Raw genomic sequence first — 26,731 nt, forward strand, 5'->3', positions numbered from 1 at the left:
TGCGCATTTTGTTTATTTGTTGCCTTGCGCCCAGAACAGCGCCACATGACCAACAACTTCCACTGAGTATGTTTCAAAACGCGTTGCTAGAATTTCCCGCAGATCAGCTTCGTTATCCGCCATATTGGAGAAAACGCCTTTTTTATTATAAATTTTCATCAATCGCCGTGCACCCCAGTTAGGTGACTGGTCTTCACCCAAGATCGTGGCTCCGAACAAAACACCGTTAGCTAACAGCAAAGGCTTGAGGTTATCAAATACAACAGCTTTGTCTTTCATTGCACCTGGCAGGCAATGCAATAAGTAACCAAGGCAAATACTGTTAAAGCCCTTTTCTTCCCAATCAATTGGCTCAAACACATCTACCTGATGAGTATTGGGACGATACTTAGCAACCCGTTGCGCTGCATACTGCAGACAGGTCCTGTTCAAATCCATTAATGCAAGGCGTGGCTGCATCGGAAACCGGCATTTTTCAAGAAAATAGCCGCTACCGACCCCTACATCTAGATGGTTGGCACTTATCAAGCCATTATAGAATTCTACCAGTCTAGTGGTGGGTACTTTCCATAGGAAACGATTGGAAAACCCGTGTACAACCAAGTCGTAAATCCCAAGGGTCCTAGGGGTATAAACCGCAGCTCCAGCCTCTCTATCCAATTGCTCCTGGTTCATTGATGCCAAAGTCTCCTAAAATCAATATAATTATCTTCTGCCACACGCAAAAGAACTACAACGCTGACTAAGGGAAACACCTAGTTGCCTCAATCAAAAATTGCATAATGCACAAATTTTTTCAGGCATAAACCTGAATACAGGATGAATAGCGCTCTCAATACCAGTTCACTCTCAATATGAAATAACGGGGTCAACAGCGAGTTCACTATTGGAGTTATCAAATGTTTGCCCATAAAAAAGCATTTATCCTAGTCATTGCCGCAATCATGGTTACTCAGATGCCTTCCATTTCTTACGCTAAAGGCAAACACCACAAGCACCACCATCAGCATCACCATTATCACCACTACGATGATAACCGTCATCACGACGATATAGATAGCGGTGAAGCAATAGCGATCGGAGTGTTAGGTTTAGCAGCCGGTTTGATAATTGCCAGCGCTGTAGAAGAGGATAATTATACAGCACCTGCGTTCAACCCTTACGCACCGAGTGTCAATCCGTATGCACAGCCGGTTTATGCTTATCCTGTCCCTGCCGTACAAGCGGTGCCAGCATATCCACAACCACAGCCACAACCACACCAAGTTAATGTACAAATAAATACTTACCCATCGGCCCCAGCCCCTTGGACCCAACAATGGTATCGGTATTGCACACAAAAATACCGTAGCTTTAACCCGCAAACAGGAACATTTATGAGCTATTCAGGTGTACGCAAGTTGTGTCGCTAATAGTTCTGAGCAACACCAGAAACTGTCATGCCCGGCAACTCTGGTTTAAGCAGCACCCCACAACACCGCTGCTTAAGGAGGGCATCCTAGGGTGCCCTCTTTTTCTATGCAATCTCACTCACAAATCAAATATTTACAATCTTTACCATGACAACCAATATCAAAATGAAAATGGTCTTTATGGTACTTATTAGCCATCGGCCCTAAAACGGTTGTAAATTGTTTGCAAGCCTCGCCATGAAGCGTTTTTAAAAAGGCATGCTCACTCGAATCTTCCCATCCTTTAAGCACAGTTATGATGCGCCCGCTTTTCAGCTTAAAGCCAACCACATCAATCGCATTACCTTTCGCATGCTCTGATAGCTTTCCACTCTTAAGATTGTTTCGCCTTCGGCAAGCGTAACCCGCTGCAATTTGTAGGCTTTCCAACTGCTCATTTTCGAAATTTTCCTTTACAGCACTGTTGGCCTTCACGACCCACGGAACAAGCTGTTGCGCAGCCTGACACGAGATCATGAGTACTCTAGAAAAACCGATTTTCTCTCCAGCAATATCGAGTTGTTCTAGGCTTACAGGATCCTCAATACCGCACCCGCCTTCTCCAACAATAGGTTCCCCAATTGACACAGAATTATCGGGCAATTCACAAATCCGGTTAAGGCTTTCTTTAATCCCATCAACAGGTTCGAGCAGCTTTTTAAATGGTGCTTTTTTCATCGTTTCACTATCAGAAACGCTGGGAGCATAGCTAATAATATTTTGTGGCTTTCTCTCTGTCTTTTTCCGATTATGATCCAGAGAAGAGGAAGGCTTTTGAAGAGGCACAGGTAAACGCAAACTCGTCTCAATTTGCGACACCCCAGAGAATTGGGTCATTTTTTGTGTATTGACGTTTTGAGCATGCGAACCACTAAAAGATGCAGAATATACAACTAAAGTAAACAACGTAAGACTGGCTAAAGAGAACAAGTTGGCAAGACTTTTCATAAAAAACAAACCCTATTAAACACCGGGCAAGTATACGCGCATAAGGCTGATGCCAAACTCGCCAAAAGGTAAAAAACTAATATATTAAATAATAGCAGCAACAAGCGACATTCTGACGCATGATATACCACAGCCAATTTTAGTCGGCAAAGTATATCTAGTCTATTCATTTCAAAGTATTTTATTGTAATTTATTATTTCTCAACAACGGTTCAGTATTTTTTTAAACCAACTAATAATATGATTCTTTTTTCAATTTTTTTCTATAACTAAAGCTATCTGTGAAAAATAATGACTTCCCTTTTTATTAATTGTCACATAAGCTTTCCAAAGTTTATGAGTTAAGGGGGACAATAATGACTGTCACGCGAAGCCTGAACGTTATTGCTGTAATGAGTGCCTTCGTCTTTATCGGCGCCATAGTACTTGGAATTGTGTAAGTAAAGTCACCATAAATGGCTTGATAATGTATGGTTGGTCTAGAAGGGAACAGACGCACCAAACTCGTAAAACAAAATAAACTGGCAAGCAAAATGCGGGTTGCTTTTAAAGCTAAAAATTTGCGTCTCTTTGCGGCATAACCGTTCAAAGAGACGCCGTTAATTCATATCAGGGCACCACCTAAATTGTGTTGTCAGCGTTAATGGAATAAAGCGAACCAAGCTCGCAAACAACAAACAACCTATTTCGGCGATTAAAGCCCTTACATTGCCAGGGAAGCCACACCTCAAGCAGCTAATGCGGCAATTTGTTCTTCAGCCTTTCGCTGTGCACCTTCTGCATCCATTGCAACACCCTCAGCCGCAACAACTTCAACATCTGTAATACCAATAAAGCCGAGAACCTGCTTTAAGAACGGAACATTAAAGTCAACTGGCGAACCAACAGGAACACCGCCACTAGATGTCACAATCACTGCTTTCTTACCGCTTAAAAGGCCTTGCGGCCCTTGCTCGGTATATTGGAAAGTCACGCCCACACGTGCCACTAGATCGACCCAAGCTTTCAACGAGGCAGGAACCCCAAAGTTGTAAATAGGTGAACCGATTACAATTAAATCAGCATCTTTCAGCTCATTAATCAGGGTATCGGATGTAGCCAGTAGCTGTTTTTGCTCATCTGTACGATGCTCATCCGGTGTATACGCTGCACCGACCCAAGCCCCATCAATATGTTGGGCGCCTTGAGCTAAGTCGCGCTCAATCACAGAACTGGCTTTACCAGTAGATTGAAATTGCTTGATTAATTTTTCACTCAATGAACGCGTGAGGGAATCTGCACCTTTTGCGGAGGATTGCACACTTAAAATTCTCATTGGAATTGCTCCGTAGTTTGTTTCTTGGAAGCAAGGTAATTCCTGAGCATTTATTTTATAAGACCAATAATTTTGAACAATTCGTTTCCGTTTTTCAAACAACCCAAAATGGCGTGAAGGATCTCTTCACGCCATTATAGTGAATATGTATCAGCTATTACTCTGCAGCTGTCACACGGCGTTCTGGTTGATAGTTCAAAATTGGTGCCAGCCAACGCTCGGCAGTCTCCAAACTCCAACCTTTTCGCTTGGCATAATCGGCAACCTGATCTTCCTCGATCTTGCCAATGCCAAAGTACGCGGCCTCAGGATGGCTAAAATATAAACCGGATACAGCAGAGCCCGGCCACATGGCGTAACTTTCTGTCAGCTTGATCCCTGCTTGGTTTTCCGCGTCTAAAAGCTCAAACAAACTACCTTTTTCAGTATGGTCCGGCTGTGCCGGATATCCAGGGGCCGGACGAATTCCATCATAGCCTTCAGCAATAAGCTCTTCGTTGCTACAAGCCTCATCCGGTGCATAGCCCCAAAGCTCTTTGCGCACCACTTCATGCATCTTTTCAGCGAAAGCTTCGGCAAGGCGATCAGCTAACGCCTGACTGAGAATTTTGTTGTAGTCATCCCCCAGCGCCGCATATTTAGCTGCCAAAAGGTCTTCACCATGACCAGTTGTCACGGCAAAACCGCCAATATAGTCATCAACGCCGCTATCAATCGGTGCAATAAAGTCAGCTAAGGCCATATTACCCCGATCCGATTTTGAACGATCCATTTGCTGGCGCAATGTATGCAATCGCTTCAATTCGCTCTGACGACTTTCGTTTGTATATAACACCAAGTCGTCACCATCCCGTTGGCACGGCCAAAAGCCAACCACTGCATTAGCTGTCAGCAATTTACCTTCAACAATCTCTTTCAACATCGCTTGCGCATCATCAAAAAGCGCCTGTGCAGCCGCACCATAGCGGGCATCGGTTAAAACCGCAGGATAAGTACCCTTAATCTCCCAAGTGGCAAAGAAAGGTGTCCAGTCAATATAGGGAACCAACTCAGCCAATGGGAAATCTGTAAATGCCTTGGTGCCTAGAAAACTGGGCTTTATTGGCCGATGTTTTGTAAAATCTGCCTTATACCCGTTGGCCTGAGCCTGCTCTAGGCTCGCACGGCTTTTTTTAGCGCGGCCGCGTGCATGTTTCTCGGCGATATCCTTATATTCCGCTCGTACTTCATCCAAATACACAACCCGCTGCTCTTCTGACATCAATTTAGAAGCAACACCAACAGCACGGCCAGCATCGGTTACATAAATAGCTTGACCTTGATCGTAATTCGGATGGATTTTCACAGCCGTATGAACACGAGATGTCGTTGCCCCGCCAATGAGCAGAGGAATATCCATCTTTTCACGTTCCATCTCGGCAGCTATATGGCACATTTCATCCAACGATGGCGTAATAAGGCCTGAAAGGCCTATGATATCAACGTTATGCTCTCTCGCCTGCTTCAAAATTTCAGTTGCCGGCACCATCACCCCAAGGTCGATGACCTCAAAGTTGTTACATTGCAAAACAACACCAACAATATTCTTACCAATATCGTGCACATCACCTTTAACGGTAGCCATCAGAATTTTACCGTTAGAAGAGCTCTCTTCAAGCCCCAGCTCGGCTTTTTCGGCCTCCAAAAAGGGCATCAAATATGCAACAGCTGCTTTCATCACCCGAGCAGATTTCACAACCTGCGGCAAGAACATCTTACCTTCGCCAAACAGATCGCCAACCACATTCATGCCATCCATCAACGGACCTTCAATCACGTGTAGTGGCCGTTTGGCTTGTAATCGTGCTTCCTCGGTGTCCGCCTCAATAAAGTCAGTAATTCCATGAACGAGCGCATGCTCCAAGCGCTTGGCAACAGGCCCTTCTCGCCACTTCAAATCAACTTCGCGTTTTTTACCGCCGCTACCTCTGTATTTTTCGGCCGCATCAAGCAGCCGGTCGGTTGAATCCGGGCGCCGATTTAATACAACATCCTCACAAAGGTCACGCAGTTCCTCTGGCAAATTATCATAAACTGCCAACTGGCCTGCATTCACAATGCCCATATCCATACCCACTTTAATGGCGTGGTATAAGAATACAGAGTGCATGGCCTCACGCACAGGCTCATTCCCGCGGAAGGAAAACGACAGGTTTGAAACACCACCAGAAATATGCGAATGCGGCAGGTTCTCGGCAATCCATTTTGTGGCATTGATAAAATCAACGCCATAATTATCATGTTCCTCAATACCGGTCGCTACCGCAAAAACGTTCGGGTCAAAGATGATATCTTCTGGCGGGAAACCAACCTGATTGACCAAAATGTCATAGGAACGCTTACAGATTTCAACTTTGCGTTCAAAGCTATCCGCCTGCCCCACATCGTCAAATGCCATCACAACAACAGCGGCACCATAACGACGAATAAGCTTGGCTTGCGCAATAAACGGCTCAATTCCCTCTTTCATAGATATGGAATTCACAATTGCCTTGCCTTGAACGCACTTCAAGCCAGCTTCAATAACCGACCACTTCGAGCTATCGATCATCACAGGAACACGGGCAATATCCGGCTCTGCTGCAATCAGATTCAAAAATGTGACCATGGCTTCTTCACTATCCAGAAGCCCTTCATCCATGTTAATATCAATAATCTGCGCGCCGTTCTCCACCTGTGAGCGGGCCACATCCAACGCACTGTTATAATCATCATTTTTGATAAGCTTACGGAACCGCGCCGAGCCGGTAACATTGGTACGCTCACCCACATTAACGAAATTCACTTCCGGCGTTAGCGTAAATGGCTCTAAGCCGGATAAACGCATCAAACGTGGTACTTCAGGAATCTGGCGTGGCGCAACACCCGTCACCACATCACTAATTGCCTTAATGTGTGCGGGTGTAGTACCACAGCAACCACCAACAATATTGACAAGACCACTACGCGCAAACTCGCCAACCAAAGCCGACATCTGCTCGGGGCTTTCGTCATATTCACCAAATTCATTCGGTAAGCCCGCGTTAGGATAGGCACAAACCAGCGTGTCAGCCACGCGGTTCAGCTCGTCCACATGGGCCCGCATTTCTTTCGCACCAAGCGCACAGTTGAGCCCGATAGAAAATGGTGAGGTATGGCGTACAGAGTTCCAAAACGCCTCCGGTGTCTGCCCCGAGAGCATACGGCCAGACAAATCGGTAATCGTACCGGAAACCATGACAGGCAGCTGGATGCCTTTTTCTTCAAAAACTTCCTCACAGGCGAACAGTGCAGCCTTCGCATTCAAAGTATCAAAAATGGTTTCAACCAAGATGAGGTCAACACCGCCATCAATCAACCCACGCACGGCCTCTGCATAAGAATCTTTCAGCTGATCAAATGTTACCGCCCGAAATCCCGGATTGTTTACATCTGGAGAAATGGAGGCTGTCCGGTTGGTTGGCCCCAAACCACCAGCGACGAAACGCGGGCGGCTCGGGTCTTGCGCCAGCATTTGTTCAACCGCCTCACGGCAAAGGCGCGCCCCTTCCTTGTTCAGCTCATAGCAAATGCTCTCCATCGCATAATCAGCTTGTGCAATGGAGGTCGAAGAAAATGTGTTGGTTTCAATAATATCAGCACCAGCTTGCAAGTACTGCAAATGAATATCGCGAATGGCGTCCGGTTGGGTCAGGATCAGCAAATCGTTATTGCCCTTCACATCCTGATTCCAGTTTTTAAAACGTTCACCACGATAACCGTCTTCATCCAGCCCCAACTGCTGGATCATGGTTCCCATGGCACCGTCAAGAACGAGAATGCGCTTTTTGGCAGCTTTTGTAAGGGCCGATAAAACCTCTTGGCCTTTGTTGGTCTGTTCGTTTGTCATGGAAACTCGTACTCTTTTATCTTTAGTTCATTATGGCTGTAATTATGCAGCAACAGTGCTTTTCACCGGTTGTTCTTGGTGGCGTAACCCCAACATATGGCAAATGGCATAAACCAGATCAGCCTTGTTCATGGTATAAAAGTGGAAAGCATCAACCCCTTGGTCGAACAAGTCCAAAACCTGCTCGGCCGCGACAGCCGCAGCCACCAGTTCACGGGTACGCAAGTCGTCATCCAGCCCTTCAAAACGGCGGGCAAGCCAGCTGGGAACCGATGCGCCGGTCCTGCGTGCAAAACCGGCAATTCCCTTAAATGAATGAACAGGTACGATGCCAGGTATGATTGGAATGTTGATACCAGCGGCTTGAACCCGCTCCACATACCGAAAGTAGTCCGAATTATCAAAAAAGAACTGTGTAATTGCCCGTGTGGCACCAGCATCCACTTTTGCTTTCAAGACATCGATTTCCACATCCCAGCTCCGGCTTTCTGGGTGCCGCTCGGGATAGGCAGAAACTGATACTTCAAAATCCCCAATGCGCTTAATGCTGGCCACCAAATCGGCGGTTGATTGATAACCATTCTCATGAGGGCTATATTGCGAACCGACACCGGCTGCAGGGTCACCGCGCAATGCCACAATATGGCGCACACCAGCGTCCCAATAAGCACGAATAACCTCGTCCACTTCTTCTTTACTGGCATCAACACAGGTTAAGTGGGCAGCTGGCTTCAGGCTTGTTTCTTTCACAATGCGCGAAACCGTTGCATGCGTACGTTCACGTGTTGACCCTCCAGCACCATAAGTCACAGACACAAATGAAGGAGACAATGGTTCCAGCCGTTTGATAGATGACCACAGTTGCTCTTCCATACGTTCATTTTTGGGCGGGAAAAATTCAAAGGAAACAGCAATATCGCTCGCACTGTTCAAGCGAAAACGACGGTCATGAGGGGAGTTAGACATATCAAACAAGTTCCTTATTCAAGCTAGCATGGGGTAGATCGCTAACGATGCGCGGGTCTTTTGCAAGCCATAGTCCCACTGTTAGCTTGTTGGTTTCAGCAGCCTTTGGGCTTAACTGCTGATATTCAAGTAATTCAACCCCAGCATCTTCCAACCAGCGGCGCATTTGCTCCTGGGAAAACCCAAGTCGACGATGGGCGAATTTTTCACGTAAAAATTCCAGTTCGTGGCTGGCAAAATCAACAATAAGCAAACGGCCACCCGGCTTCAAAGTTCTTGCCGCCTCGCTGATGGCCCTTCCAGGCTCTTCTAGAAAATGCAAGACCTGATGAACCACAGTCAATTCAGACATATTCGGTTCCACCGGCAGTGCATAGATATCACCCTGCCGCACCTGAGCATGGGAAATACCGGCATTTTCCAAGTTTGCCCGCGCAACAGAAAGCATGTCGCCACTTGCGTCAAGGCCCACACCACGTTCATATTGATCGGCAAAAACCTCGAGAAGCCGCCCTGTTCCGGTACCTAAATCTAAGAAATTACCAATTCTCTGCTGTCCTACAAGCACACGCATAGCGGCTTCCACATCAGCTTCCGGAACATGTAAATTCCGTTCCAAATCCCACGTTTTTGCACGTTCGGCAAAGAATTCGGCTGCTTCCTGCGCTTTAGTGCGTCGCAAGGTTTCCAACCGCTCTAGATCACCAGAAATGACCGGATCATGCTTAGATAGGTGCTCTATGGCATATTTGGCAATGCAGGCCTCAGGTCCTTCGCCAAGCCGATAATAAACCCAAGCGCCTTCAGGATATCGTTCAACAATACCAGCATCACATAGTAGTTTTAAGTGTCGGGAAATCCGTGGCTGGCTTTGACCAAGTATACCGGTTAGGTCTTTAACTGTGAGCTCTCCAGCGATAAGCAGAGCAAGCAAACGTAAGCGCGTTGCCTCCCCACATCCGCGCAACACCCCAACCACGGCTTCTAGGGGCATTGTCGCAAGCTCAATTTGTGTAAGACCTTTTATCAAAACCAACTCCATATTCCATATAAAGATATCTTTATACGTTATATGCCATTTTGACAACTCTCAAATTTTTTGCAAGCCCTTTCATAAATCCCAACATTGAACAAAACTCGTCATATCAAGGAAGAAACTCAAAAAACGGCAGCTTCTATCCGTAAAGCTTTTGGACGCAAAAAAGGCGCTATCCGCGCCTATTATGTATCCTATGAAAAAGCCTCAAATCTTCAGCTATCTTTCCATTTACTAAGCGCTTCTCGCGCTTGTAGTAGATCGAGCCGCTGGAATTCAGTAATCGCGCTTTGCCGCTCTTGAGGAGTGAGTTTATAGCGCCAAGGACCAATTTTAAGCAAAGCCTGAAGTGTCATCAAATTGAATCCAAGCGCACGGCAAACAGTCACAAATTGCTTTGTATCATTTTGCACCATCCAACGCTTGGCATTCTCGTAGCTAACCTCAGCAAGTAATGCAAAACCAGCAACGGCTTCAGGAAAACACTCCTCTTCCGCAAATTGCCTCATAACGAATGCATCTAACTTGCCTTCTCTAGCAATTGATAGCACTTTGTCCGCTGCCCCTTCGAAGTCATAGCGGGACAACCAATAATCATGGGATAATTTTTGCGCAGCAATACGCGCTGCCTGCGAAAGCCGCGAAACCTCATCGACACACCCTTCTTCGATTAGTTTAAGACGGACTTTTTCACTAGCAAAACCAATAAGTTCTTCTATTTGCTCATCGGCCAAATCTTCCCGTGACCCAAGATAAGTTTGCATTATCTCATCCGATTGCGCATCATGCATGAGAATATCTAGGCTTTGCCGATTGATAAGAGCCCCCCCGTTGGAAGCGACTTGATACCGGACATGCTTATTACCCCTATCAATTAAAACTTGGGTAATCGCCTCCGACAAACTATCTCTTTTCGCGATTGCAAGACGGTGTAAATCACCCAAATTATCTGCAAGCTCTATAAGGTCTTGCTCATGCAGTACTTTTGATTTTTCTAGGATTGGTTCGGCAACTTCAATTGTATCACCGGCAAGCCTTCGTAGTGTGCCTCTTGGTGCACACTCCAGCTCACAAAGGCACTCAGCCATGTAGACCCGTGCCTGAAGCTCAACCATTTCCGATAGACGTATCATTACGCTATCGTAAATTTCAATCTGTTCGTCTGAACAGCGCTCCCAAGTTTTAGAAAACAAAAGCGCCACTTGCTTGGCAAGCTCACCTCTACGCTCATTGTCCCCATCCAGAGCAAGTGATTGAAAATCAATCATCTCAGAAGATACAGAGGAAGCCATCAATTAACACCATTTCAGCAACCGTTTACACGAGATAACCAGAGGAATAATTGCCTCCCAAGCCTTAAAAAGACTGCGAAATATGGCAGAAACATGTCTGCAAAATCGTGAGAAATCGTCCATGCAAAACCAAACAAAAACTTGGCTTAACCTCGAATCGATAAATAATTTTCACTCTAGTTTCTTGAGTGGTTTATATAGATAAAATCTTAGGCATTCAAATTTAAATTGGCTTTTGATTGATGGCTTCCCCTTGACGCTTGATCTTCACGGTATTCTTTCGTTATTCATTCAATTATAAACGGCAGCATAAAAGAAAAATAACGTAACGTATTCAGCATGTAAGTACTGGATACAGCCCCTAATACCTGTCATGTCCAATAGAGTTTCATCTCTTTTACAAATCAGATCAAAGCTGGATTATCTACTCATCAATACACAAAGATAAATATCAAAGCGCTTTACGCCTTAAGGACATTAGTTTAAACAAAATTTTGCATCATGACTAAATATATTTATTAACCCTAACTATATAAATAATTATTTTCATAACTCCCTACTTAAATCTCATAAAAATGAGATACTATTACTTATAAATATGCACATAACTATTAATTAATTTACTGAGACTATTTACAATTTTGTATTTGATTTTTATTATTGAAATAATGAATACATAATTATGTATAAAGAACGAAATTTATTATATTGATTTGTGATCACTCGTTAAAAGTTATCGGCAAGCCACTTTGGACAAGTGAATTTATAAGGCACACCCCAATGCCCGTTACATCCCCCCTACTGGTAAAAATTGAAAAGCAACACCTTCGTTCTGCAGCTGACCTGCTTGACCAAGGTCTTCTAATTGTAGATAGCAGCAATCAAATCCTATATACAAACCCCACAGCAGAGCGAATTCTTGCAAGCATTAGTTCAATTACTATTGAAAGTTCAATAATTAAATTTACAGGAAACACTGAGACAGATAAAGTTTCTGCCTTTATGCAAAATGTAAGACGAACACCTTCTATTTCCGCATCAACAACTTTAACTATACAATCACAGAACCAGAGAGAGCGGCCAATACTTTTTGAAATTAATTACATTGCGCAAGAAAGCAAATACTTTATTATTTACTTTACAGAACTTGATTTTCGTATTTCTCATCGCATAAAAAAAGCTGCACGCCTTTTCTCTTTAACAGATAGAGAAGGAGCAGTTTTAGAGCACTTGGCAGGCTCAAGTACCGAACCTCAAATCGCTGAGAAATTAGAGATTTCTAAAAACACACTACGAACACACCGAAAAAATATCTACGCCAAACTTCAAGTAAAAACACGTGTAGAACTTGCGATGTTAATCACAAGAATATCCTAGATACTCAACTATCGAGGGGATATTTTATAACTGCAACGACGATCACCAGCAATTATATGCTCTACTCGACACACATCATAAGTATTGCCTACAATATGTTGAAATAACCGTAACTCTGATTGGCATAGGCTATTACAAATCTGAGCCGCATCACAAATAGAGCAATGATTTTCTATAAAGAGATATCCCCCATCTCCTTCAGCGCGCCATTCCGCCATATATCCCTCGGCACAGCGTTGTTTTTTTAGTAACTCTAAACGCTGCTCTAGGCCGTCAATACCACAGCACAAGCTGTCATAGTGTGATATCGCTTTTTCCTCACGCCTATCAATAATAGTTCGCAAGGTGCTCTCTCCGCATTCCCCGAGTATCCCTTGCAGTATATCAACAGCTAAGCGCCCATGACTATTTGGAAAAGAGCGATTTCCTTTTTCGGAGACAAACCAGAGACGACGTGGTCTGCCAACACTGCCACGCACATCTTCATATTGAACCAACTCATGACTTAACAGGCTGTCCAGATGCTGGCGAATTGCAACTGTTGTTACCTTCATTTTCTTGGCCAGTTCACTTGCCGTCTGCTGACCTGCTGTTTTTAGCTCAAATAGGATTTTAGTTTTGGTAGTATCGCTCATGAAATAGGTTTAACACGTAGATACCAAATTGCAAAGAAACCACTTGTTTTATCGGTATTATTAAATCTGCCCCAAAATTGATAATTGCGGCAATTAACATAAGCCCTAAAATATGAAATGGAGCTAGGCCGAATGTCAAAAACCCAGCGACAAAAAGATCTCAAGCACTATCTTAGCTCTCAATTTCCGCGCATATCTTTATATGATCTGAATATAATAAAGACTTTGGCAAACTCACCAAACCTAAGAAAACTAAGAGCAAATGACGCCGGTTGGCTGGCAGCCGTTAGCTACATTCGCCACAATTACACCAATTACGAACAACATCTTACAAACGGACTGGATAAAGACACAGCCCGTTTTCTCGTAGCACAGGATATAAAGGAAAAACTTGCAGAATGGGGCATGTACATCACAATGGATGTATTAACCCGGCCACACAAAAGTGAAACCAGGGCTAACGGCAAACTGCAATTACCCAACAAAAAGCAAGAAATACCATAAACAGCTCAATTATTATGAAAGCTGGATAACCAAAGATAGCAATAGCACCAATCCATAATACAAGCGCATTGAAAATAAAGAAGTACTTGGCGCTATCACCGCCCTTGGCAGCGTCTTTAAGGAACCAGCCCAACACAGGTACGGCAAACAACACCCGCGCAAGCAAAGAGCCGGTTGGTTTTGTGTCAGCTATTCCAGAATGCTCAAGGCTATCAGGTGTAAGGGTTAGGTCACTCATGACTGCTACTTTCTTTGATTCAAATCAAAGTTGATATACATCAAACATGCATCATTGCCAATGGTAAATTGCGCACAATCCTTTGCTGCGATAGCACTAGCAAAATAAACAAGGCTAAAAATTGCAGTTCGCCATTAAGCTCACCCTAGGCAACAGCACTGTTTAAAAATCACTATGGCCAGACAGGCGCGTCATTCCTGATGCAGGCAACGCCCCACCGCGCTGCCGCAAGCACCAGCGAAAGGAAACGCTATGCATACTCCTCAATTGGTCATCTACACCGACAACGCGCACGCATCCCTCGATAAGCTGATTGGCACCCCATGCAGCATTGCCATTCAAAGCTTTATCTGCGGTCTCACTTTCACACCAACCGCAAGTGGCATGGAAGTGGTTCCGCTTGCCGATTATCCTTTGCAACAAGCAATCAACAACAAGCAAATCATCAGTAATGCAAAAGAAGGTGGCAAGCGCAAGGTCTTGGTGGCCTTAGGCGGCGCAACCCTTGCCTCGGATACATGGGCGAATTGCGCCCAGAATGTTGAAGCAGTCGCGCAGTGCCTTGCCGACTTCGTCAAACAAAACAACTTTGACGGCATTGACATCGATTGGGAAGATTCAAGTGCCTTTACCAGCAGCAACCCCAAATATGATGCTGCAACGTTTTTGGTGGAGCTTTCAAAAGCACAGCGCAAACTCCTTCCGGCAGGCCAGTACCTCATCACCCATGCCCCGCAGCCCCCTTACCTATCCCCAAATTGGCCAGATCAAAGCACCTCAAAAACAAAGCCGGCCCCTTACTCAGACATCCTCAAATCTGCAGGAGATGCCATCGATTACCTAAACATCCAGTACTATAACAACCCGGGTGATGTAGGAGACACAGGCACCGAACAAGCGCACAAGTGCGCCGGAGTTGGCCCTGAGAGCCCCTACCCCACCAGCATAGTTGGCCTTAGCCAGCTGCAGCAACTTCCCTTGCAAAAACTAATCCTTGGCAAACCAACCACAATTCAAAATGCCGGTTCAGGCTTTCTAGAGACAAGTCAGCTTTGCTCGCAAGTTATCGCCCCTTTGCGCCAACAATTCCCGATGATGGGGGGTGCCATGGGGTGGCAGCTGGCTGAAAGCCCATCTTCTGATGCTCTTGTCCTCAACTGGGTGCAGCAGGTTGGCCAAAGTCTGCAACTTACAAGCTAGTCCATGAAAGGCGCAGCGGAATAAGGCCGCACCACACCTAAATAGGCGAACAAAAAAAGGCCCGCACATTGCGGGCCCAATAAGCTACTGATAAACCTAATCATCTTTGCGATAAGGTTTTATTTTTGATTGCCACTAACTACTTTCAAACCTTTGAAACGGGCGTAGCCATGATAATGTAATTGCTTGCCTCGTGTATTGGAAGAAAGATAGGGCTTTATCTGATCAAACTGTTCTTGCGAAGACACAAAAGGTAATCTGACATCAAACTCTCCTGTTGGAGAGCTTGAAGAACAAATCAGCCCAAATACAAATCTCTTTCATTGGCCTAAGCCTACTTCACATCAATTACATACTTGCGATAGTCATAGGTCACACCGCCATCATGAACGATACGATAGCTAACACGTACAACATCCTGCCCTTTAAACCCCTTATTCGGCTTATAAAACACAACCATTCCCTTAACCTTTTTACCTTTACAGCGCCCGGCTTTATCAGTCAGCTCCATCGGACGCTTTTGAAAAATGATCTCTCCATTTTCAGGCTCGGCTTTAATTTTTGGAACAGGAAATGCTGAAACAGAACAACTACTCTTGTAGTAGTAGACAAAACTATCAAGCCAGCCGACTTGATTTCTCTTAACTTCTCTCTCGACCTCTTCCGCGGATACAGATTGCACCAACAATAAGAAAACAACAACAAATAGCCTAATCATAATAATTATCACACCTCAAGCATTAATTACTACTTCAATTTAACATAAAAAAATATTATTATTAACGAACATTCTTCATAGATAAACAACAACAGATGACTTGATCTAATTCTATAAGAACCTTACTTCACCTAGAACCAACAATACACAAAGGACACAAAAAAGGCCCCGCAATTGCAGGGCCTTTCAAGAAGATAATTATCGATTATTATCGAGTAAGTGGCTTATACTTGATCCGGCTAGGATCAGCAGCATGGGCACCAAGACGGCGCACTTTGTCTTTTTCGTAGTCCTCAAAGTTACCTTCAAACCACTCCACATGGCTGTCGCCTTCAAACGCCAGCATGTGTGTAGCGAGGCGGTCAAGGAACATACGATCGTGCGAAATGACTACGGCACAACCGGCATAGCTTTCCAAAGCATCTTCAAGCGCTGCTAGTGTTTCGGTGTCCAGATCGTTGGTCGGCTCATCGAGCAGAAGTACGTTAGCCCCTTGCTTCAAAACCTTAGCCAAGTGCACGCGGTTACGCTGACCACCGGAAAGATCGCCGACTTTCGCCTGCTGGCTTGGGCCTTTAAAGTTGAAAGAAGAGCAGTAGGCGCGAGAATTGATCTCTTTACCATCAAGGTAAATGATCTCGTTACCATCCGAAATTTCTTCCCAAACGGTTTTGTTGGGGTCGAGCTTATCGCGGGACTGGTCAACATAGCCAAGGTGAACGCGCTCACCCAGTGTAACCTGACCGGAATCCGGAGTTTCCTTACCGGTCAACAGCTTGAACAGTGTTGATTTACCAGCACCATTTGGCCCGATAACACCAACAATACCACCGCGTGGCAGCTTGAAGCTGAGGTCCTCAATAAGCAGACGATCTCCAAATCCTTTGGAAACGCCTTCAACATCAATAACGTTGTTACCAAGACGCTCGCCAACCGGAATCATGATCTGCTCAATGCTTGGCATACGCTCTTCTTGCGCAGCGAGCAGATCATCATAGGCCCGAATACGCGCCTTAGACTTGGTCTGACGCCCTTTCGGCGACATACCCATCCACTCTTTTTCGCGCTTGATAGCGCGGGAGCGGGCCATATTTTCACGCCCCTCCTGCTCCATACGTTTTTCTTTCTTCTCCAGATAAACGGAGTAGTTGCCTTCGTATGGAATACCTTGGCCACGGTCCAGCTCGAGAATCCAGCCGGTAACGTTATCAAGGAAGTAACGGTCGTGGGTAATGATCAACACAGAACCCTTGAACTCGCGCAGATGGCGCTCGAGCCAGTGAACTGTTTCAGCGTCCAAGTGGTTGGTCGGTTCGTCAAGCAGTAGCAAATCCGGCTCTGAAAGCAACAGCTTACACAATGCCACACGACGACGCTCACCACCGGAAAGGTTGGTAACATCAGCATCAGACGGTGGACAGCGCAGCGCTTCCATTGCCATTTCAACCTGGCTTTCCAGATTCCAAAGATCTTGCTGGTCGATGACGTCCTGTAGCTGAGCGCCCTCATCGGCGGTCTCGTCCGAGTAGTTCATCATCAACTCGTTGTAACGGTCAACGATGGCCTGCTTGTGGGCAACGCCTTCCATGACGTTTTCCATCACAGTCTTCTCAGGATCCAGATGCGGCTCCTGTGGCAAGTAGCCAATTTTCGCGCCATCTGCGGCCCAAGCCTCGCCGGAATATTCCTTATCAAGACCTGCCATAATTTTCAGCAGGGTAGATTTACCAGCACCGTTGGGCCCGAGAATACCGATTTTCGCATCCGGGTAGAAAGACAGGTGGATATTATCGAGGATTTTCTTACTACCGTAAGACTTTGAAACCCCGTGCATATGATAGATGAACTGGCGCGCCATGAGGTGCCTACATCTCCTAGTATTACGTGATTGAATTGTTCTCTGGACAGACTTCTAATGGATGGCGGCGGTAACGGCAACGCCTATTAACACCAAAGCACTTAGAAACTTCTGTTTCTTGCCTTGTTTATGCAACATAACCGGCAAAACAAATGCAACCAACACTGTATATAAGGGAGGCCAGCTATCGTTTCCCAATACCATTAAACCGCCAAGCAAGAATCAAATGCACAGCGGCTTTACGCCCTAAGCGACCATAAAAAAAGGGTGCGAACAATAGCTGAACGCACCCGAATAAAGTTGACACTCCCCCATCTGAGTGCCAGCCGAAGCTGATAATCTTTTAAAATCTTCTGACCGTTTTCTCATTGACCTATCTCAATTTTACAACTTGAAATATACCAGTTATTTATTTCACAATCAGTATACTTAAATAATTAATTACCACAGCAAAACAAAAATTAATTATTTACAACCTAAAGTTAAAGAAAAAATCCTATGTCCAAAAATTTATTCTACAAACTACTACAATAGACCTGAGATATAAACCAAACTACTTATGACAGATTGCCTCACTAAGAAAAATGGTCTTCTGAATCGGATTTTTCCAATAAATCAAATCGCTGTTCACGCCTGTGTCGGTATGTGATGCAAAACTGATGCAAATACTATTAGAAAGTAGTGAGCTTGCTCTCAAAACGATCAATAAGCAGCCAACAAGAAACGACACGATAAAGTCATGGCCTCCGCTAAAGAAGAGCGCTATATTTTCTCACATTGAAAGAACTGCTTTCGACTGGCCCCGCATGCCAGCAACATCGCTTATCCAGAATAAGCGGAACAAGCTAATAGCCAGCCTCGTTTAAAGCCCGGTATTGCGCGCAGCCTTTTTGCAAACCATTGTCACAGGCTTCGCCGAACCACTCCTTGGCTGTTTTTTCACTGGTCTGGACGCCCATGCCCTTGAGATAGATTTCTCCAAGGTTGAACTGGGCTTCAACATAATCCTGCTCGGCAGCTCTTAAATACCACAAAAGTGCCGAGTGATGGTTCTTGTCCACCCCTTGGCCCAAAGAGTACATACCAGCTAAATTATATTGTGCTTGCGGGCATTTGAGTTCGGCAGCTTTTTTAAAATAATAAAAGGCTTTTGAATAATCCTTATCAACATCATAACCGCTGTAATAACTCCACCCTAAAGCGCCCAACTCAAAGCTATCGTCCTTTGCTTCAATTCGATCAATCCAGTAATTAAATTTTGCGGGGTCAGCCTCAACACCTTGACCGTATAAATTCATAAGAGCCAGATTAAATAGAGCTTCATATACATTGTGTTTGACCGCTTTATTGCACCAACTCAACGCTTCATCGTAGTTTTTTTTAACACCTTCCCCTTTGCGATACATGCTGCACAACCGAGCCTGTGAGCTTCCAAAATCGCGCTCTGCCGACTTTAAATACCACAAAAGTGCTTTGTCATAATCTTGCCCAACCCCATCTCCGTTGTAATACATTGTAGCAAGGTTAAACTGTGCTTCTAAAAAACCCTCCTCTGCGGCTTTTTCATACCAATAAAGAGCCTTTTTATAATTAACCGGCACACCATCGCCATGTAGATAGTTATTACCAAGCCTCGACATGGCTGCGAGCTCACCTGCATTAGCCTTTGCTTTAAGCCTGGCTATATCTTTGGTTTCCTCGGCATACCCATTTGATACTGTAATACTCCACAACAACAAAAAAACTAAAAGAAATATTCTATACATTAGCAACATTCCCGGATTTCAAAATACTAAACATCAAAAGCCTAGCAAATATTGAAATAAACTGGAAAGGACAATCATAACTACAACAATAAATGATGTATAAAAGAAAATATTATTTATTAATATAGCTCACTGGAAATATCAACCAAGTAGTTATCGACTATTTATTGCCAATCACTATTAGTTGCGACCACCACCTGCGAGCGCCCCCCCCCTTGGCGGATCACTTGCACCTGCACCGGTATCCGGTCGCGCATGGCAGCCACATGGCTAATCACCCCCACCTTGCGCCCTTGGCCCTGCAACATCTCAAGCGCATCAATAGCCATATCCAGCGTTTCGCCATCCAGCGTGCCAAAACCCTCGTCAATAAACAGGGTATCGACAAACGATTGCCGTCCCTCCATACCCGAAAGCGCCAGCGCCAAAGAGAGTGACACCAAGAACCGCTCACCACCACTGAGCGAGCGGGTCGAGCGCGGCGCACCGCCCAGCTCGTTATCCTCGACAAAAATCCCGAGGCCATTTTGCGCCGCTTGCAAACAATAACGTGGCTTGAGCGCCCGTAGCTGCTTGTTGGCCAGCTGCACCAGCAATTGCAACGTCACCCGCTGCGCCGCCCGTTGAAACTTGCTGCCATTGGCCGAACCCACAGCCATATTGACCGCACCCCAATCTTTGGCAATCTGCTGTAAGGCCTCGATCTGGCTCACAAGCGCGGCCGCCTGTGCCCGTGCAACATCGTCCTGGCGTAGTTTTTCTCCAACGCTGCCAAGTTGTTGCGCCAGCTCGCTATGCGCCTGCTTTTGCGTAGCGATCAATTGCTGGAGTTGCTCATAGTTTTCCTCGGGCTGTGGTAAAGCTAACAGCCCAGCCAAGTCCTGTTCGCGGGTGGTAACCAATTGCCGCCCCTGTTGCAACTGCTGCGCCAAGGCATCCAGTTCGGCCTCAAGCGCTGCCAAGTGCTCCATGCCCTCGCCCTGTAACTGTGTGAACAGCGCCAAATCAAGCCCTTGCTCTTGTAATGCAGCCTCGAAAGCCTGCTGCGCCGCTTGCACTTGCTCGTTCAGCACTTGCAGTTGCTTGCCCCCCTCAGCATGACGCGCTTGCAAGCTGGTAGCACTATTACGTTGTGCCTCTACCTTGCTCTGCATCTGTGTCAGCTGCGCGCGCAACTGCGCTAATTGCTGCATAAAGGCTTCGCGATGGGCCTGTGTACTTTGCCCATCAAGCAACTGACGACGCTTGTTCGTTAAATCGCCCTTTTGCCGTTCACACTCTTCCAGCTGCCGCACCAGTTGTTCCAACTGCCCTTGGCTTGCCTCAAGCTGCGCCTTGAAGGCTGCCGCCGCTTGCACAAGCGCGGCCACCTCAGTTTCAAGCGCAACCAACCCTTGTTCGGCCGCCATGTATGACTGACAATCACGCTGAAGCTGTTCTTTCAAGCGGGCAATGTTATCCATTAGTAAAGCGGGGGGTACGCTTTCAGATAATGCGCTATCCCCGTTACGCACCATGTCACCGGCAACAGCGCTCTCTCCTGTCAAAGCGGCAGCAAGATCGTTTAAGTAAGGCGAAAACGCTGGCATAAGCTTACCCAGTAAAGCCTGTTGGCGGCTTTCATTGGCTGCCATGCGGGCCATAGCGGCACTCGCCTGCTCGCGTAGTGCAGCTTGTTTGCCCTGCTGCACCTCCAGATTGGATTTTGTCTCTTGCTGTGAAGCCCGTAGACGAGCCAGCTGACCCTCTAAATCATCGGTTTGTCCACGCAATGCCTCCAATTGCTGCGCTTTGCTGTTAAGCTCCCCCAGGCGGACGTCGGTATCCTCCGCCAACTTTTCCAGAAAAGCCGGATGCTCAAAAACCATTGCCGCATCCTTAGGGCCTTGTAGGCCACCAGCTATACTTAATTGCTGCACGCGCGGAATACTCTCTTGCACCTGCTTATAGAGGCTGGCCTGCTCCTGCTCGGCTTTTTGTTGCCCTTGCGCCAACGTGCTTATGTGCTGCTGCGTCCGTGTTGCCCCGTCGCGCGCTTCGTCAAGCTCCTGTCGCGCCTTGTCATACTCGCTAGCAATTTGTTGTTTTTGTGCTTCAACACCGGCAAACAGCGCGGCCAATTCGCCTTTATCCTCGGCAAACGGATGGCTTTCACTACCACAAACCGGACAGGGCGTTTCCGCTTCCAGCTCTGAGCGCAACAAGCCCACCTGTTCACTCTTGGCCTTATCGGCCAGTGCCACTAAAGATGCAGATTGCCGGTTTTGCGCCCGTAAGGCCGCCTCGCGCACTTCTGCCGCCTGCCGGATGACTGACAGCTGTGTGAGCTCAGCGTTCAACTGCTGTTGCTGCTGCTTGTTCTTGGCGAGTTCCTCGCCAACCTGCGCACTGCGCACCCGCTCACGCTGTAATTGCGCCACTTGCTGCCCCAGCTGGATAAGCGGGGTACGCTGACGCTCGATCTCCACCCCGTTCAGCTGTGCCGATTGCTGGCGTAATTGCGCAAGGTTTTGTTCTTGCCCAGCCATGTCTTGCGCCATGATAACCAGTTTTGCGCGTAGCTTGGCAGAAATTTGTTCCAGCTCGCTTTGTTGCAGCTCTCGCGCTTTCGCCTCTTGCTCCGCCTTAGCTCTTTGCGCATCCAAACCCGCCAGCTCGTCCATATCCCCTTGGAACTCGCTCGCCCGTTCAATCAGCTCTTGCTTGTTCCCAAGGCGGGCCATTTGCCCCTTGAGCTTTTCTTTTAATGCTGCCCGCTCGCTTTGTTGCTCGGTGTTTTGCGCTAATGCCGCTTCACTTTTTTGGGTCTCATTCAAGCTGCGCTCATGCTGCAACTGCAATGATTTAAGCTGCGTGTCGCACTGGCGTAAGGCTTCATCCAGCTGGCCGGCTTTTTCCCAATCTTGTTGTGCTTTGGGCAAACGCTGTTCTTGCGTCTCGAATGCCTTTTGCCCGTCATTTAGCTGCGCGGTCCCTGCTGCACACTCTTGCAGCGCCTGTTGCATTTGTGTAGCCAATTGCGCCAGCTCAGCGCTGTTTTTTTCCTGCTGCGCCTTTAGTTGTTCTTGCCGCGTATGCACCGGCTGTACTGCTTTCAACCGTTGCAATTGCGCCCGCAATTGCTGCTTTTGCGCACTCTGCGTTTCTTGTTGTTGCAGCTGCACATAAGCATCTTGCGCTTGTTGTAACTGCGTTCGCGCTTTTTCAACCTGTTCAAGGTGGGAAAGCGCCTTACCCAGCTTCGCCAAAGCCTCTTCCCCCTGCTGGCTTTGGGTTTGCAAGCTGCTTTGCGTGGCGATTAACTCGCCACGTGCGGTCTCATCCAGCACCCCCACCGCATCGCACTGTGCTTGTAAAGCCGCCACATCGCTTTGTGCGCTTTGATGCATCAAATGCACCCGCTGCGATATTTCGCTATAAACCTCGGTGCCGGTGATTTTCTCCAGCAGCTCAGCCCGCGCATTATCATTGGCCCGCAAGAAGGCGTCGAAATCCCCCTGTGCCAAGAGTACGGTACGCCGGAACTGGTCGTAGGAAAGGCCAAGCTGCGTCTCGACCGCGCTATCAACATCACGCAGTTTATTCGCCAGCACCACATGGTCTTCCAGCCGCTCGATAAAGCGCTCCACCGGCTGCAAGCGCCCCTCCGCCTTGCCCCGTGCCCGCCGCGCCGCCCAATGGGCGCGATAGGACTTGCCATCAACACCGATAAAGTCCACCTGCGCAAAACCGTCGCTAGCCCCACGGGTGAGCACAGAGCGGGCGTCTTTTTCGTTAAACACTTCGCTGGCCACATCGGGTACTTTTTCGTCCGAACCTTCTGCCGTTAAACGCGGACAGCGGCCATAAAGCGCCAAGCACAACGCATCCAACAAGGTAGATTTCCCCGCGCCGGTTTCACCAACAATGGCAAACAGCCCTGCACTTTTTAAGGGTTCAGCTTCTAGGTTCACTTCAAATGCCGCAGCAAGGCTCGCCAGATTTTGACCACGCACCGCTAAGATTCTCATTGTTCGTTCTCCGCTACGGCCTTCGTAAACAGCTCTTGATGCACGCTTGAGGCGGCTTCGCCATGCACTTCTTCAAATACTTGTAAAAACAAATCACGCGGGTTCATTTGCGCAAGTGCCGCCATGCTATCCGCCTCGCTCACATCGGCCTGCGCTGCCCGCGCCCGCACCTTGCGCTTGATTGCCACCCCCGCACCGCGTACGGCAAAGCCTTCCAGCATTTGCTCCACTTGCGCTTTCAAACCATGACTGGAAACCTGCGGGCACAAATCCACATGCACAAACGGGCGCTGCTCTACCGGCAATTCCGCGTCCAACGGCAGTTCTTCAAGCAATTTGGGCACATCCTCAAGCCGTGCCCCCTCGCTGCCGCCCAAACGGTAAAACGGCACCGAGCGGCTTAGCGGCAAGCGCTCAAGGGTGGGCGTGCTGGCCCCATCCTCAAAGCAGATTAAATCAAGCCCGTGCTTATAATGCTGCTCGGCAACCGAAAGCGGGAAAGGCGAGCCGGAATAGCGAATGTTCTCGCGTCCGACCTTTTGCGGCTTATGCAAATGGCCCAGCGCCACATAAGCAAGCTCCTCAGTAAATATACTATGCGGCACGGCATGTTCACCGCCAATCAGAATGCGCCGCTCCGCCCCTTCCGATTCTTCTGCTCCCCCAACGTGTAAATGACCGGTAGCAATGAGCGGCAAACCATTCGCCGCAAGCAAAGCTCTTTGGGTGGCGTCATCGTAAAGAGTGCGAACGGCCGCCACAACGGGAGAACCCTCCTCCCCCTCATGCGCCAAATGCAGCCCCGGCAAATCGGCGGCCCGCGGGAAAGGCAGCGCCAGCACACAGGCGCGTGCCACACCATTTTTATCTTTCAAGCTCACCAGATGACGCGATAAATCAACACCGGTTTCATCGCGGCGAATACCACCGCACACATGCACACCAATTCGTTCGAACAACACGCCCGGCGCTTCCAGCCGTCCAGCGGGGTCGTGATTGCCCGCCACCAGCACCACTTGCAAATGCGGCCTGACATGGTGCAAGTCCGCCAAGGCCTCATAAAGCATCCGGCTGGCCTGTGCCGATGGATTTTGATTATCAAAAACATCGCCCGCCACGATAACGGCATCCACATTATGTGCGCACACCAGCTCTTTCAGCTCGGCAAAAAACTGCCGATGCTCAAAGCTGCGTGTCCAGCCGTTAAGGGTTTGGCCAATATGCCAATCCGCCGTATGCAGAATTTTGAATGCCATTAAGGTGCCGACTCGCCAAAGACCCTAGGGAAACCACAATCCGAAACCGCTAGCTTAGTCGCCAACCCGATTAAAGAGTCTTACCAAAACCAATGTTTCCAACAGATTCAGTGGTTTACACACAGTTGCCACACAGCTTTTTTGTTATCCCCACCCCGGGTGTGGATGGTGTGTTGATGAGCCTGTATGAAGCGGGAAAGCCCATTTATTGTTCACCAAAAACTGACAATGCATTCACCGAAAACGATATTGTTCAACACCATCGCTACCGCTAGTCTTAGGTAAACACAAACACCCGCCCACACCAGAGCAAAAAGCAACATAAGCTGCATCAATAGGGCCGAATAACAGGAAGCGAACATGTGTCAGACAAGCAAGATTCCCCCACAGCCACAAGCGACAAAGGTTAACGACTTGGCCTTAACCCTTCGCCCGGCAAACCAGCGCGGCCATGTTGACCACGGCTGGCTCAAAGCCGCCCACTCATTCAGTTTTGGTAGTTATTACAACCGCAACAACATGCATTTTGCGTTACTGCGCGTGATTAACGAAGACCATATCGCACCAAACATGGGCTTCCCAACCCACCCCCACGAGAATTTCGAGATTTTTACCTATCCGATTTCTGGCCGCATCGCCCATAAGGACTCCATGGGTAACAGCAGCGAGGTTGGCGCGGGTGAAATCCAATATATGAGCGCGGGCAGCGGCGTAGAACACAGCGAATTCAACCCCTCCACCACCGAGCAAACCCACCTGCTACAAATCTGGCTCATGCCCAATTCGCTAAACACCACACCGCGCTATGAAAACCGCCGCTTGCCGCTGCAACAGCAAAAGGGAGCGTTTCACCTTTTCCTCTCTCCCGATGGCCGCGATGGCTCCATTGCTATTCATAGCGACAGTGATGTTTACGCAGCCTTGTTCGATAAAGGCATGCGCCAACAATTGGAACTGCCGGAAGATAAGGTGGCCTATGTGCATGTGGTGCAAGGCAACATCAACATCAACAACCAGCAGCTAAAATCCGGTGATGCCTTAGAGGTGCTTGCCCCCGGCTTGTTAGAGTTCAGCGCACAGGAAAACAGTGAATTGCTGGTGTTTATCATGCCTGCCAACCCGCAGCGCCCAAAACGGCCTTAACACCCCATAAGCCACGTGCTCCAAACACATGGCCAAATAGATTGCCATAAAGTTTAGAATGGCTCCACATTGCAATACTACAAGAAAATTTGTAGTATTGCTTTTATGCAAGATACCGAAGCCATAAAGGCCCTAAGCGCCCTTGCCCATAAAGACCGCCTGGCCGCGTTCAAGCTGGTTCTCAAACACAGCCCCACCGGTTTGCCCTCTGGCGCTATAGCGCAACAGCTGAATATTGCCCCCACCCGCATGTCGTTCCACCTTGCCGCCTTGCATCAGGCCGAGCTGCTCGCCACCAAACGCCATGGCCGCCAAGTATACTATGCGCTTGCGCCGCAAACCATGCAGAACCTGCTGCTATTTTTAACGCAAGACTGCTGCGGCGGTGATACCGCCCTTTGCGGCCCCATGCTCTCCGCGCTTTCCCTTTGCCCATCGCAAACGCAAAACCAACCCGAAAGCAAATGCCAGCTTGATGAAGGCTGTACACCACCTGCCACCCACGAACATGGAAGGATAGAAAAGTCTATGAAAGCAACGATTTACCACAATCCCAAATGCGGCACCTCACGCAATACCCTCGCCATATTAACCAAGGCTGGCTATGAGGTAACGGTGATTGAATACCTGCAAAACATGCCGGACCGCGCCACCCTAACAACCTTGGTAAATGAAAGTGGCCTGAGCCCGCGCCAGTTCATGCGTGCCAAGGAAGCCCGCTTTAAAGAACTGGGGCTTGAAGAAGACAAATGGAGCGACGACCAGCTGATTGATGCCATGCTGGACAACCCCGTTCTCATGAACCGCCCGGTAGTGGTAACCGAGCTGGGCACCCGCCAGTGCCGCCCTTCGGAAGTGGTGTTTGAAATCATCCCGCAAGGCAGCGTTACCAGCTTCACCAAGGAAGATGGCGAAATAATCGCCCCCAAAGCCTAACGCAATCCACCACACCTTAAATAAAGCGTAGGAACAAAGCGGCAGAAACCCAAGAACAATAACAATTCTGCCGTTTTCAGCAAATATGCCTTCGCCTACGAAGTTCCTTGGCAGCAGGCACGAGTGATTAGAGCGTAAAGATGACAGATACCCCCAAAAAGCAAAGTGACCAGAT

The 26,731-nt window shown here is 47.6% G+C and carries 20 protein-coding genes; 6 read left to right on the forward strand and 14 right to left on the reverse strand.

What is annotated here, in order from left to right:
• Positions 1-12: 12 nt before the first annotated feature.
• Entirely contained in the window at positions 13-675 is a 663-nt protein-coding gene (locus AYK67_RS10425; RefSeq protein WP_068086004.1) for a methyltransferase, read from the reverse strand.
• A gap of 224 nt (positions 676-899) precedes the next feature.
• Here AYK67_RS10425 and AYK67_RS10430 point away from each other — a divergent pair, with 224 nt between their 5' ends.
• A complete protein-coding gene (locus AYK67_RS10430) occupies positions 900-1,412 on the forward strand; it encodes a BA14K family protein (RefSeq protein WP_068086007.1) in 513 nt (170 codons plus the stop codon).
• Between the two features lie 114 nt (positions 1,413-1,526).
• On the opposite strand, the gene AYK67_RS10435 is transcribed toward AYK67_RS10430, so the two are convergent.
• The 6 genes from AYK67_RS10435 to AYK67_RS10460 form a co-directional block, all read right to left on the reverse strand.
• The gene (locus tag AYK67_RS10435; RefSeq protein WP_068086010.1) at positions 1,527-2,399 is read right to left on the reverse strand and encodes an extensin-like domain-containing protein; all 873 of its coding nucleotides are present in this window, start codon (positions 2,397-2,399) and stop codon (positions 1,527-1,529) included.
• Between the two features lie 727 nt (positions 2,400-3,126).
• Positions 3,127-3,714, reverse strand: a complete 588-nt coding sequence (locus tag AYK67_RS10440) for an FMN-dependent NADH-azoreductase (protein WP_068086467.1) — start codon at positions 3,712-3,714, stop codon at positions 3,127-3,129.
• A gap of 157 nt (positions 3,715-3,871) precedes the next feature.
• Complete coding sequence (metH, locus tag AYK67_RS10445) at positions 3,872-7,621, reverse strand: methionine synthase (protein ID WP_068086013.1); 3,750 nt, start codon at positions 7,619-7,621, stop codon at positions 3,872-3,874.
• 42 nt (positions 7,622-7,663) lie between these two features.
• Positions 7,664-8,587, reverse strand: coding sequence for a methylenetetrahydrofolate reductase [NAD(P)H] (gene metF / locus AYK67_RS10450; RefSeq protein WP_068086016.1), 924 nt, complete (start codon positions 8,585-8,587; stop codon positions 7,664-7,666).
• Position 8,588: 1 nt separating this feature from the next.
• Positions 8,589-9,581: an ArsR/SmtB family transcription factor gene (locus tag AYK67_RS10455; protein WP_068086470.1), complete on the reverse strand. Its 993-nt coding sequence runs from the start codon at positions 9,579-9,581 to the stop codon at positions 8,589-8,591.
• A gap of 257 nt (positions 9,582-9,838) precedes the next feature.
• Entirely contained in the window at positions 9,839-10,915 is a 1,077-nt protein-coding gene (locus AYK67_RS10460; RefSeq protein ID WP_068086018.1) for a DUF2336 domain-containing protein, read from the reverse strand.
• Between the two features lie 780 nt (positions 10,916-11,695).
• Here AYK67_RS10460 and AYK67_RS10465 point away from each other — a divergent pair.
• Positions 11,696-12,292 carry a helix-turn-helix transcriptional regulator gene (locus AYK67_RS10465; protein WP_068086020.1) on the forward strand — a complete coding sequence of 199 codons (597 nt, stop codon included), beginning with the start codon at positions 11,696-11,698 and terminating at the stop codon, positions 12,290-12,292.
• Positions 12,293-12,300: 8 nt separating this feature from the next.
• Here AYK67_RS10465 and AYK67_RS10470 read toward each other — a convergent pair whose 3' ends face one another.
• Complete coding sequence (locus tag AYK67_RS10470) at positions 12,301-12,927, reverse strand: helix-turn-helix transcriptional regulator (RefSeq protein ID WP_068086028.1); 627 nt, start codon at positions 12,925-12,927, stop codon at positions 12,301-12,303.
• Between the two features lie 132 nt (positions 12,928-13,059).
• Here AYK67_RS10470 and AYK67_RS10475 point away from each other — a divergent pair, with 132 nt between their 5' ends.
• Entirely contained in the window at positions 13,060-13,431 is a 372-nt protein-coding gene (locus AYK67_RS10475; protein ID WP_068086031.1) for a DUF2293 domain-containing protein, read from the forward strand.
• On the opposite strand, the gene AYK67_RS10480 is transcribed toward AYK67_RS10475, so the two are convergent.
• Positions 13,385-13,669: a hypothetical protein gene (locus tag AYK67_RS10480; protein ID WP_082735751.1), complete on the reverse strand. Its 285-nt coding sequence runs from the start codon at positions 13,667-13,669 to the stop codon at positions 13,385-13,387. The genes AYK67_RS10475 and AYK67_RS10480 overlap by 47 nt on opposite strands.
• 252 nt (positions 13,670-13,921) lie before the next feature.
• On the opposite strand from AYK67_RS10480, the gene AYK67_RS10485 reads away from it, so the two are divergent.
• Entirely contained in the window at positions 13,922-14,869 is a 948-nt protein-coding gene (locus AYK67_RS10485; protein WP_068086034.1) for a glycoside hydrolase family 18 protein, read from the forward strand.
• A gap of 334 nt (positions 14,870-15,203) precedes the next feature.
• On the opposite strand, the gene AYK67_RS10490 is transcribed toward AYK67_RS10485, so the two are convergent.
• From AYK67_RS10490 to AYK67_RS10510, 5 genes are all read right to left on the reverse strand, one after another.
• Positions 15,204-15,587 (reverse strand): hypothetical protein, encoded by a 384-nt coding sequence (locus AYK67_RS10490; protein WP_068086037.1) that lies wholly within the window; start codon positions 15,585-15,587, stop codon positions 15,204-15,206.
• Between the two features lie 208 nt (positions 15,588-15,795).
• Positions 15,796-17,445 carry an energy-dependent translational throttle protein EttA gene (ettA, locus tag AYK67_RS10495; protein ID WP_068086040.1) on the reverse strand — a complete coding sequence of 550 codons (1,650 nt, stop codon included), beginning with the start codon at positions 17,443-17,445 and terminating at the stop codon, positions 15,796-15,798.
• A gap of 845 nt (positions 17,446-18,290) precedes the next feature.
• The gene (locus AYK67_RS10500; protein WP_162265100.1) at positions 18,291-19,211 is read right to left on the reverse strand and encodes a tetratricopeptide repeat protein; all 921 of its coding nucleotides are present in this window, start codon (positions 19,209-19,211) and stop codon (positions 18,291-18,293) included.
• Between the two features lie 164 nt (positions 19,212-19,375).
• The gene (locus AYK67_RS10505; RefSeq protein WP_068086045.1) at positions 19,376-23,221 is read right to left on the reverse strand and encodes an AAA family ATPase; all 3,846 of its coding nucleotides are present in this window, start codon (positions 23,219-23,221) and stop codon (positions 19,376-19,378) included.
• Positions 23,218-24,477 (reverse strand): exonuclease SbcCD subunit D, encoded by a 1,260-nt coding sequence (locus AYK67_RS10510; RefSeq protein ID WP_068086046.1) that lies wholly within the window; start codon positions 24,475-24,477, stop codon positions 23,218-23,220. Before AYK67_RS10510 ends, AYK67_RS10505 begins: the two co-directional genes overlap by 4 nt.
• Positions 24,478-24,837: 360 nt before the next feature.
• Between AYK67_RS10510 and AYK67_RS10520 the strand changes: the two genes are divergently transcribed.
• Together AYK67_RS10520 and arsC are read left to right on the forward strand one after the other, a co-directional pair.
• Positions 24,838-25,620, forward strand: coding sequence for a pirin family protein (locus tag AYK67_RS10520; RefSeq protein WP_068086055.1), 783 nt, complete (start codon positions 24,838-24,840; stop codon positions 25,618-25,620).
• A 105-nt stretch (positions 25,621-25,725) separates the two neighbouring features.
• The gene (gene arsC / locus AYK67_RS17720) at positions 25,726-26,556 is read left to right on the forward strand and encodes an arsenate reductase (glutaredoxin) (protein WP_082735753.1); all 831 of its coding nucleotides are present in this window, start codon (positions 25,726-25,728) and stop codon (positions 26,554-26,556) included.
• The last annotated feature ends 175 nt before the right edge of the window (positions 26,557-26,731 follow it).

The sequence above is a fragment of the Polycladidibacter stylochi genome (assembly GCF_001562055.1).
Taxonomy (GTDB): Bacteria; Pseudomonadota; Alphaproteobacteria; order Rhizobiales; family Stappiaceae; genus Pseudovibrio; species Pseudovibrio stylochi.

Coding starts and splice junctions, on each gene's coding strand:
- AYK67_RS10425 (WP_068086004.1), bottom strand. CDS start 675: ATGAACCAGGAGCAATTGGATAGAGAGGCTGGAGCTGCGGTTTATACC.
- AYK67_RS10430 (WP_068086007.1), top strand. CDS start 900: ATGTTTGCCCATAAAAAAGCATTTATCCTAGTCATTGCCGCAATCATG.
- AYK67_RS10435 (WP_068086010.1), bottom strand. CDS start 2,399: ATGAAAAGTCTTGCCAACTTGTTCTCTTTAGCCAGTCTTACGTTGTTT.
- AYK67_RS10440 (WP_068086467.1), bottom strand. CDS start 3,714: ATGAGAATTTTAAGTGTGCAATCCTCCGCAAAAGGTGCAGATTCCCTC.
- metH (WP_068086013.1), bottom strand. CDS start 7,621: ATGACAAACGAACAGACCAACAAAGGCCAAGAGGTTTTATCGGCCCTT.
- metF (WP_068086016.1), bottom strand. CDS start 8,587: ATGTCTAACTCCCCTCATGACCGTCGTTTTCGCTTGAACAGTGCGAGC.
- AYK67_RS10455 (WP_068086470.1), bottom strand. CDS start 9,581: ATGCCCCTAGAAGCCGTGGTTGGGGTGTTGCGCGGATGTGGGGAGGCA.
- AYK67_RS10460 (WP_068086018.1), bottom strand. CDS start 10,915: ATGGCTTCCTCTGTATCTTCTGAGATGATTGATTTTCAATCACTTGCT.
- AYK67_RS10465 (WP_068086020.1), top strand. CDS start 11,696: ATGCCCGTTACATCCCCCCTACTGGTAAAAATTGAAAAGCAACACCTT.
- AYK67_RS10470 (WP_068086028.1), bottom strand. CDS start 12,927: ATGAGCGATACTACCAAAACTAAAATCCTATTTGAGCTAAAAACAGCA.
- AYK67_RS10475 (WP_068086031.1), top strand. CDS start 13,060: ATGTCAAAAACCCAGCGACAAAAAGATCTCAAGCACTATCTTAGCTCT.
- AYK67_RS10480 (WP_082735751.1), bottom strand. CDS start 13,669: ATGAGTGACCTAACCCTTACACCTGATAGCCTTGAGCATTCTGGAATA.
- AYK67_RS10485 (WP_068086034.1), top strand. CDS start 13,922: ATGCATACTCCTCAATTGGTCATCTACACCGACAACGCGCACGCATCC.
- AYK67_RS10490 (WP_068086037.1), bottom strand. CDS start 15,587: ATGATTAGGCTATTTGTTGTTGTTTTCTTATTGTTGGTGCAATCTGTA.
- ettA (WP_068086040.1), bottom strand. CDS start 17,445: ATGGCGCGCCAGTTCATCTATCATATGCACGGGGTTTCAAAGTCTTAC.
- AYK67_RS10500 (WP_162265100.1), bottom strand. CDS start 19,211: ATGTATAGAATATTTCTTTTAGTTTTTTTGTTGTTGTGGAGTATTACA.
- AYK67_RS10505 (WP_068086045.1), bottom strand. CDS start 23,221: ATGAGAATCTTAGCGGTGCGTGGTCAAAATCTGGCGAGCCTTGCTGCG.
- AYK67_RS10510 (WP_068086046.1), bottom strand. CDS start 24,477: ATGGCATTCAAAATTCTGCATACGGCGGATTGGCATATTGGCCAAACC.
- AYK67_RS10520 (WP_068086055.1), top strand. CDS start 24,838: ATGTGTCAGACAAGCAAGATTCCCCCACAGCCACAAGCGACAAAGGTT.
- arsC (WP_082735753.1), top strand. CDS start 25,726: ATGCAAGATACCGAAGCCATAAAGGCCCTAAGCGCCCTTGCCCATAAA.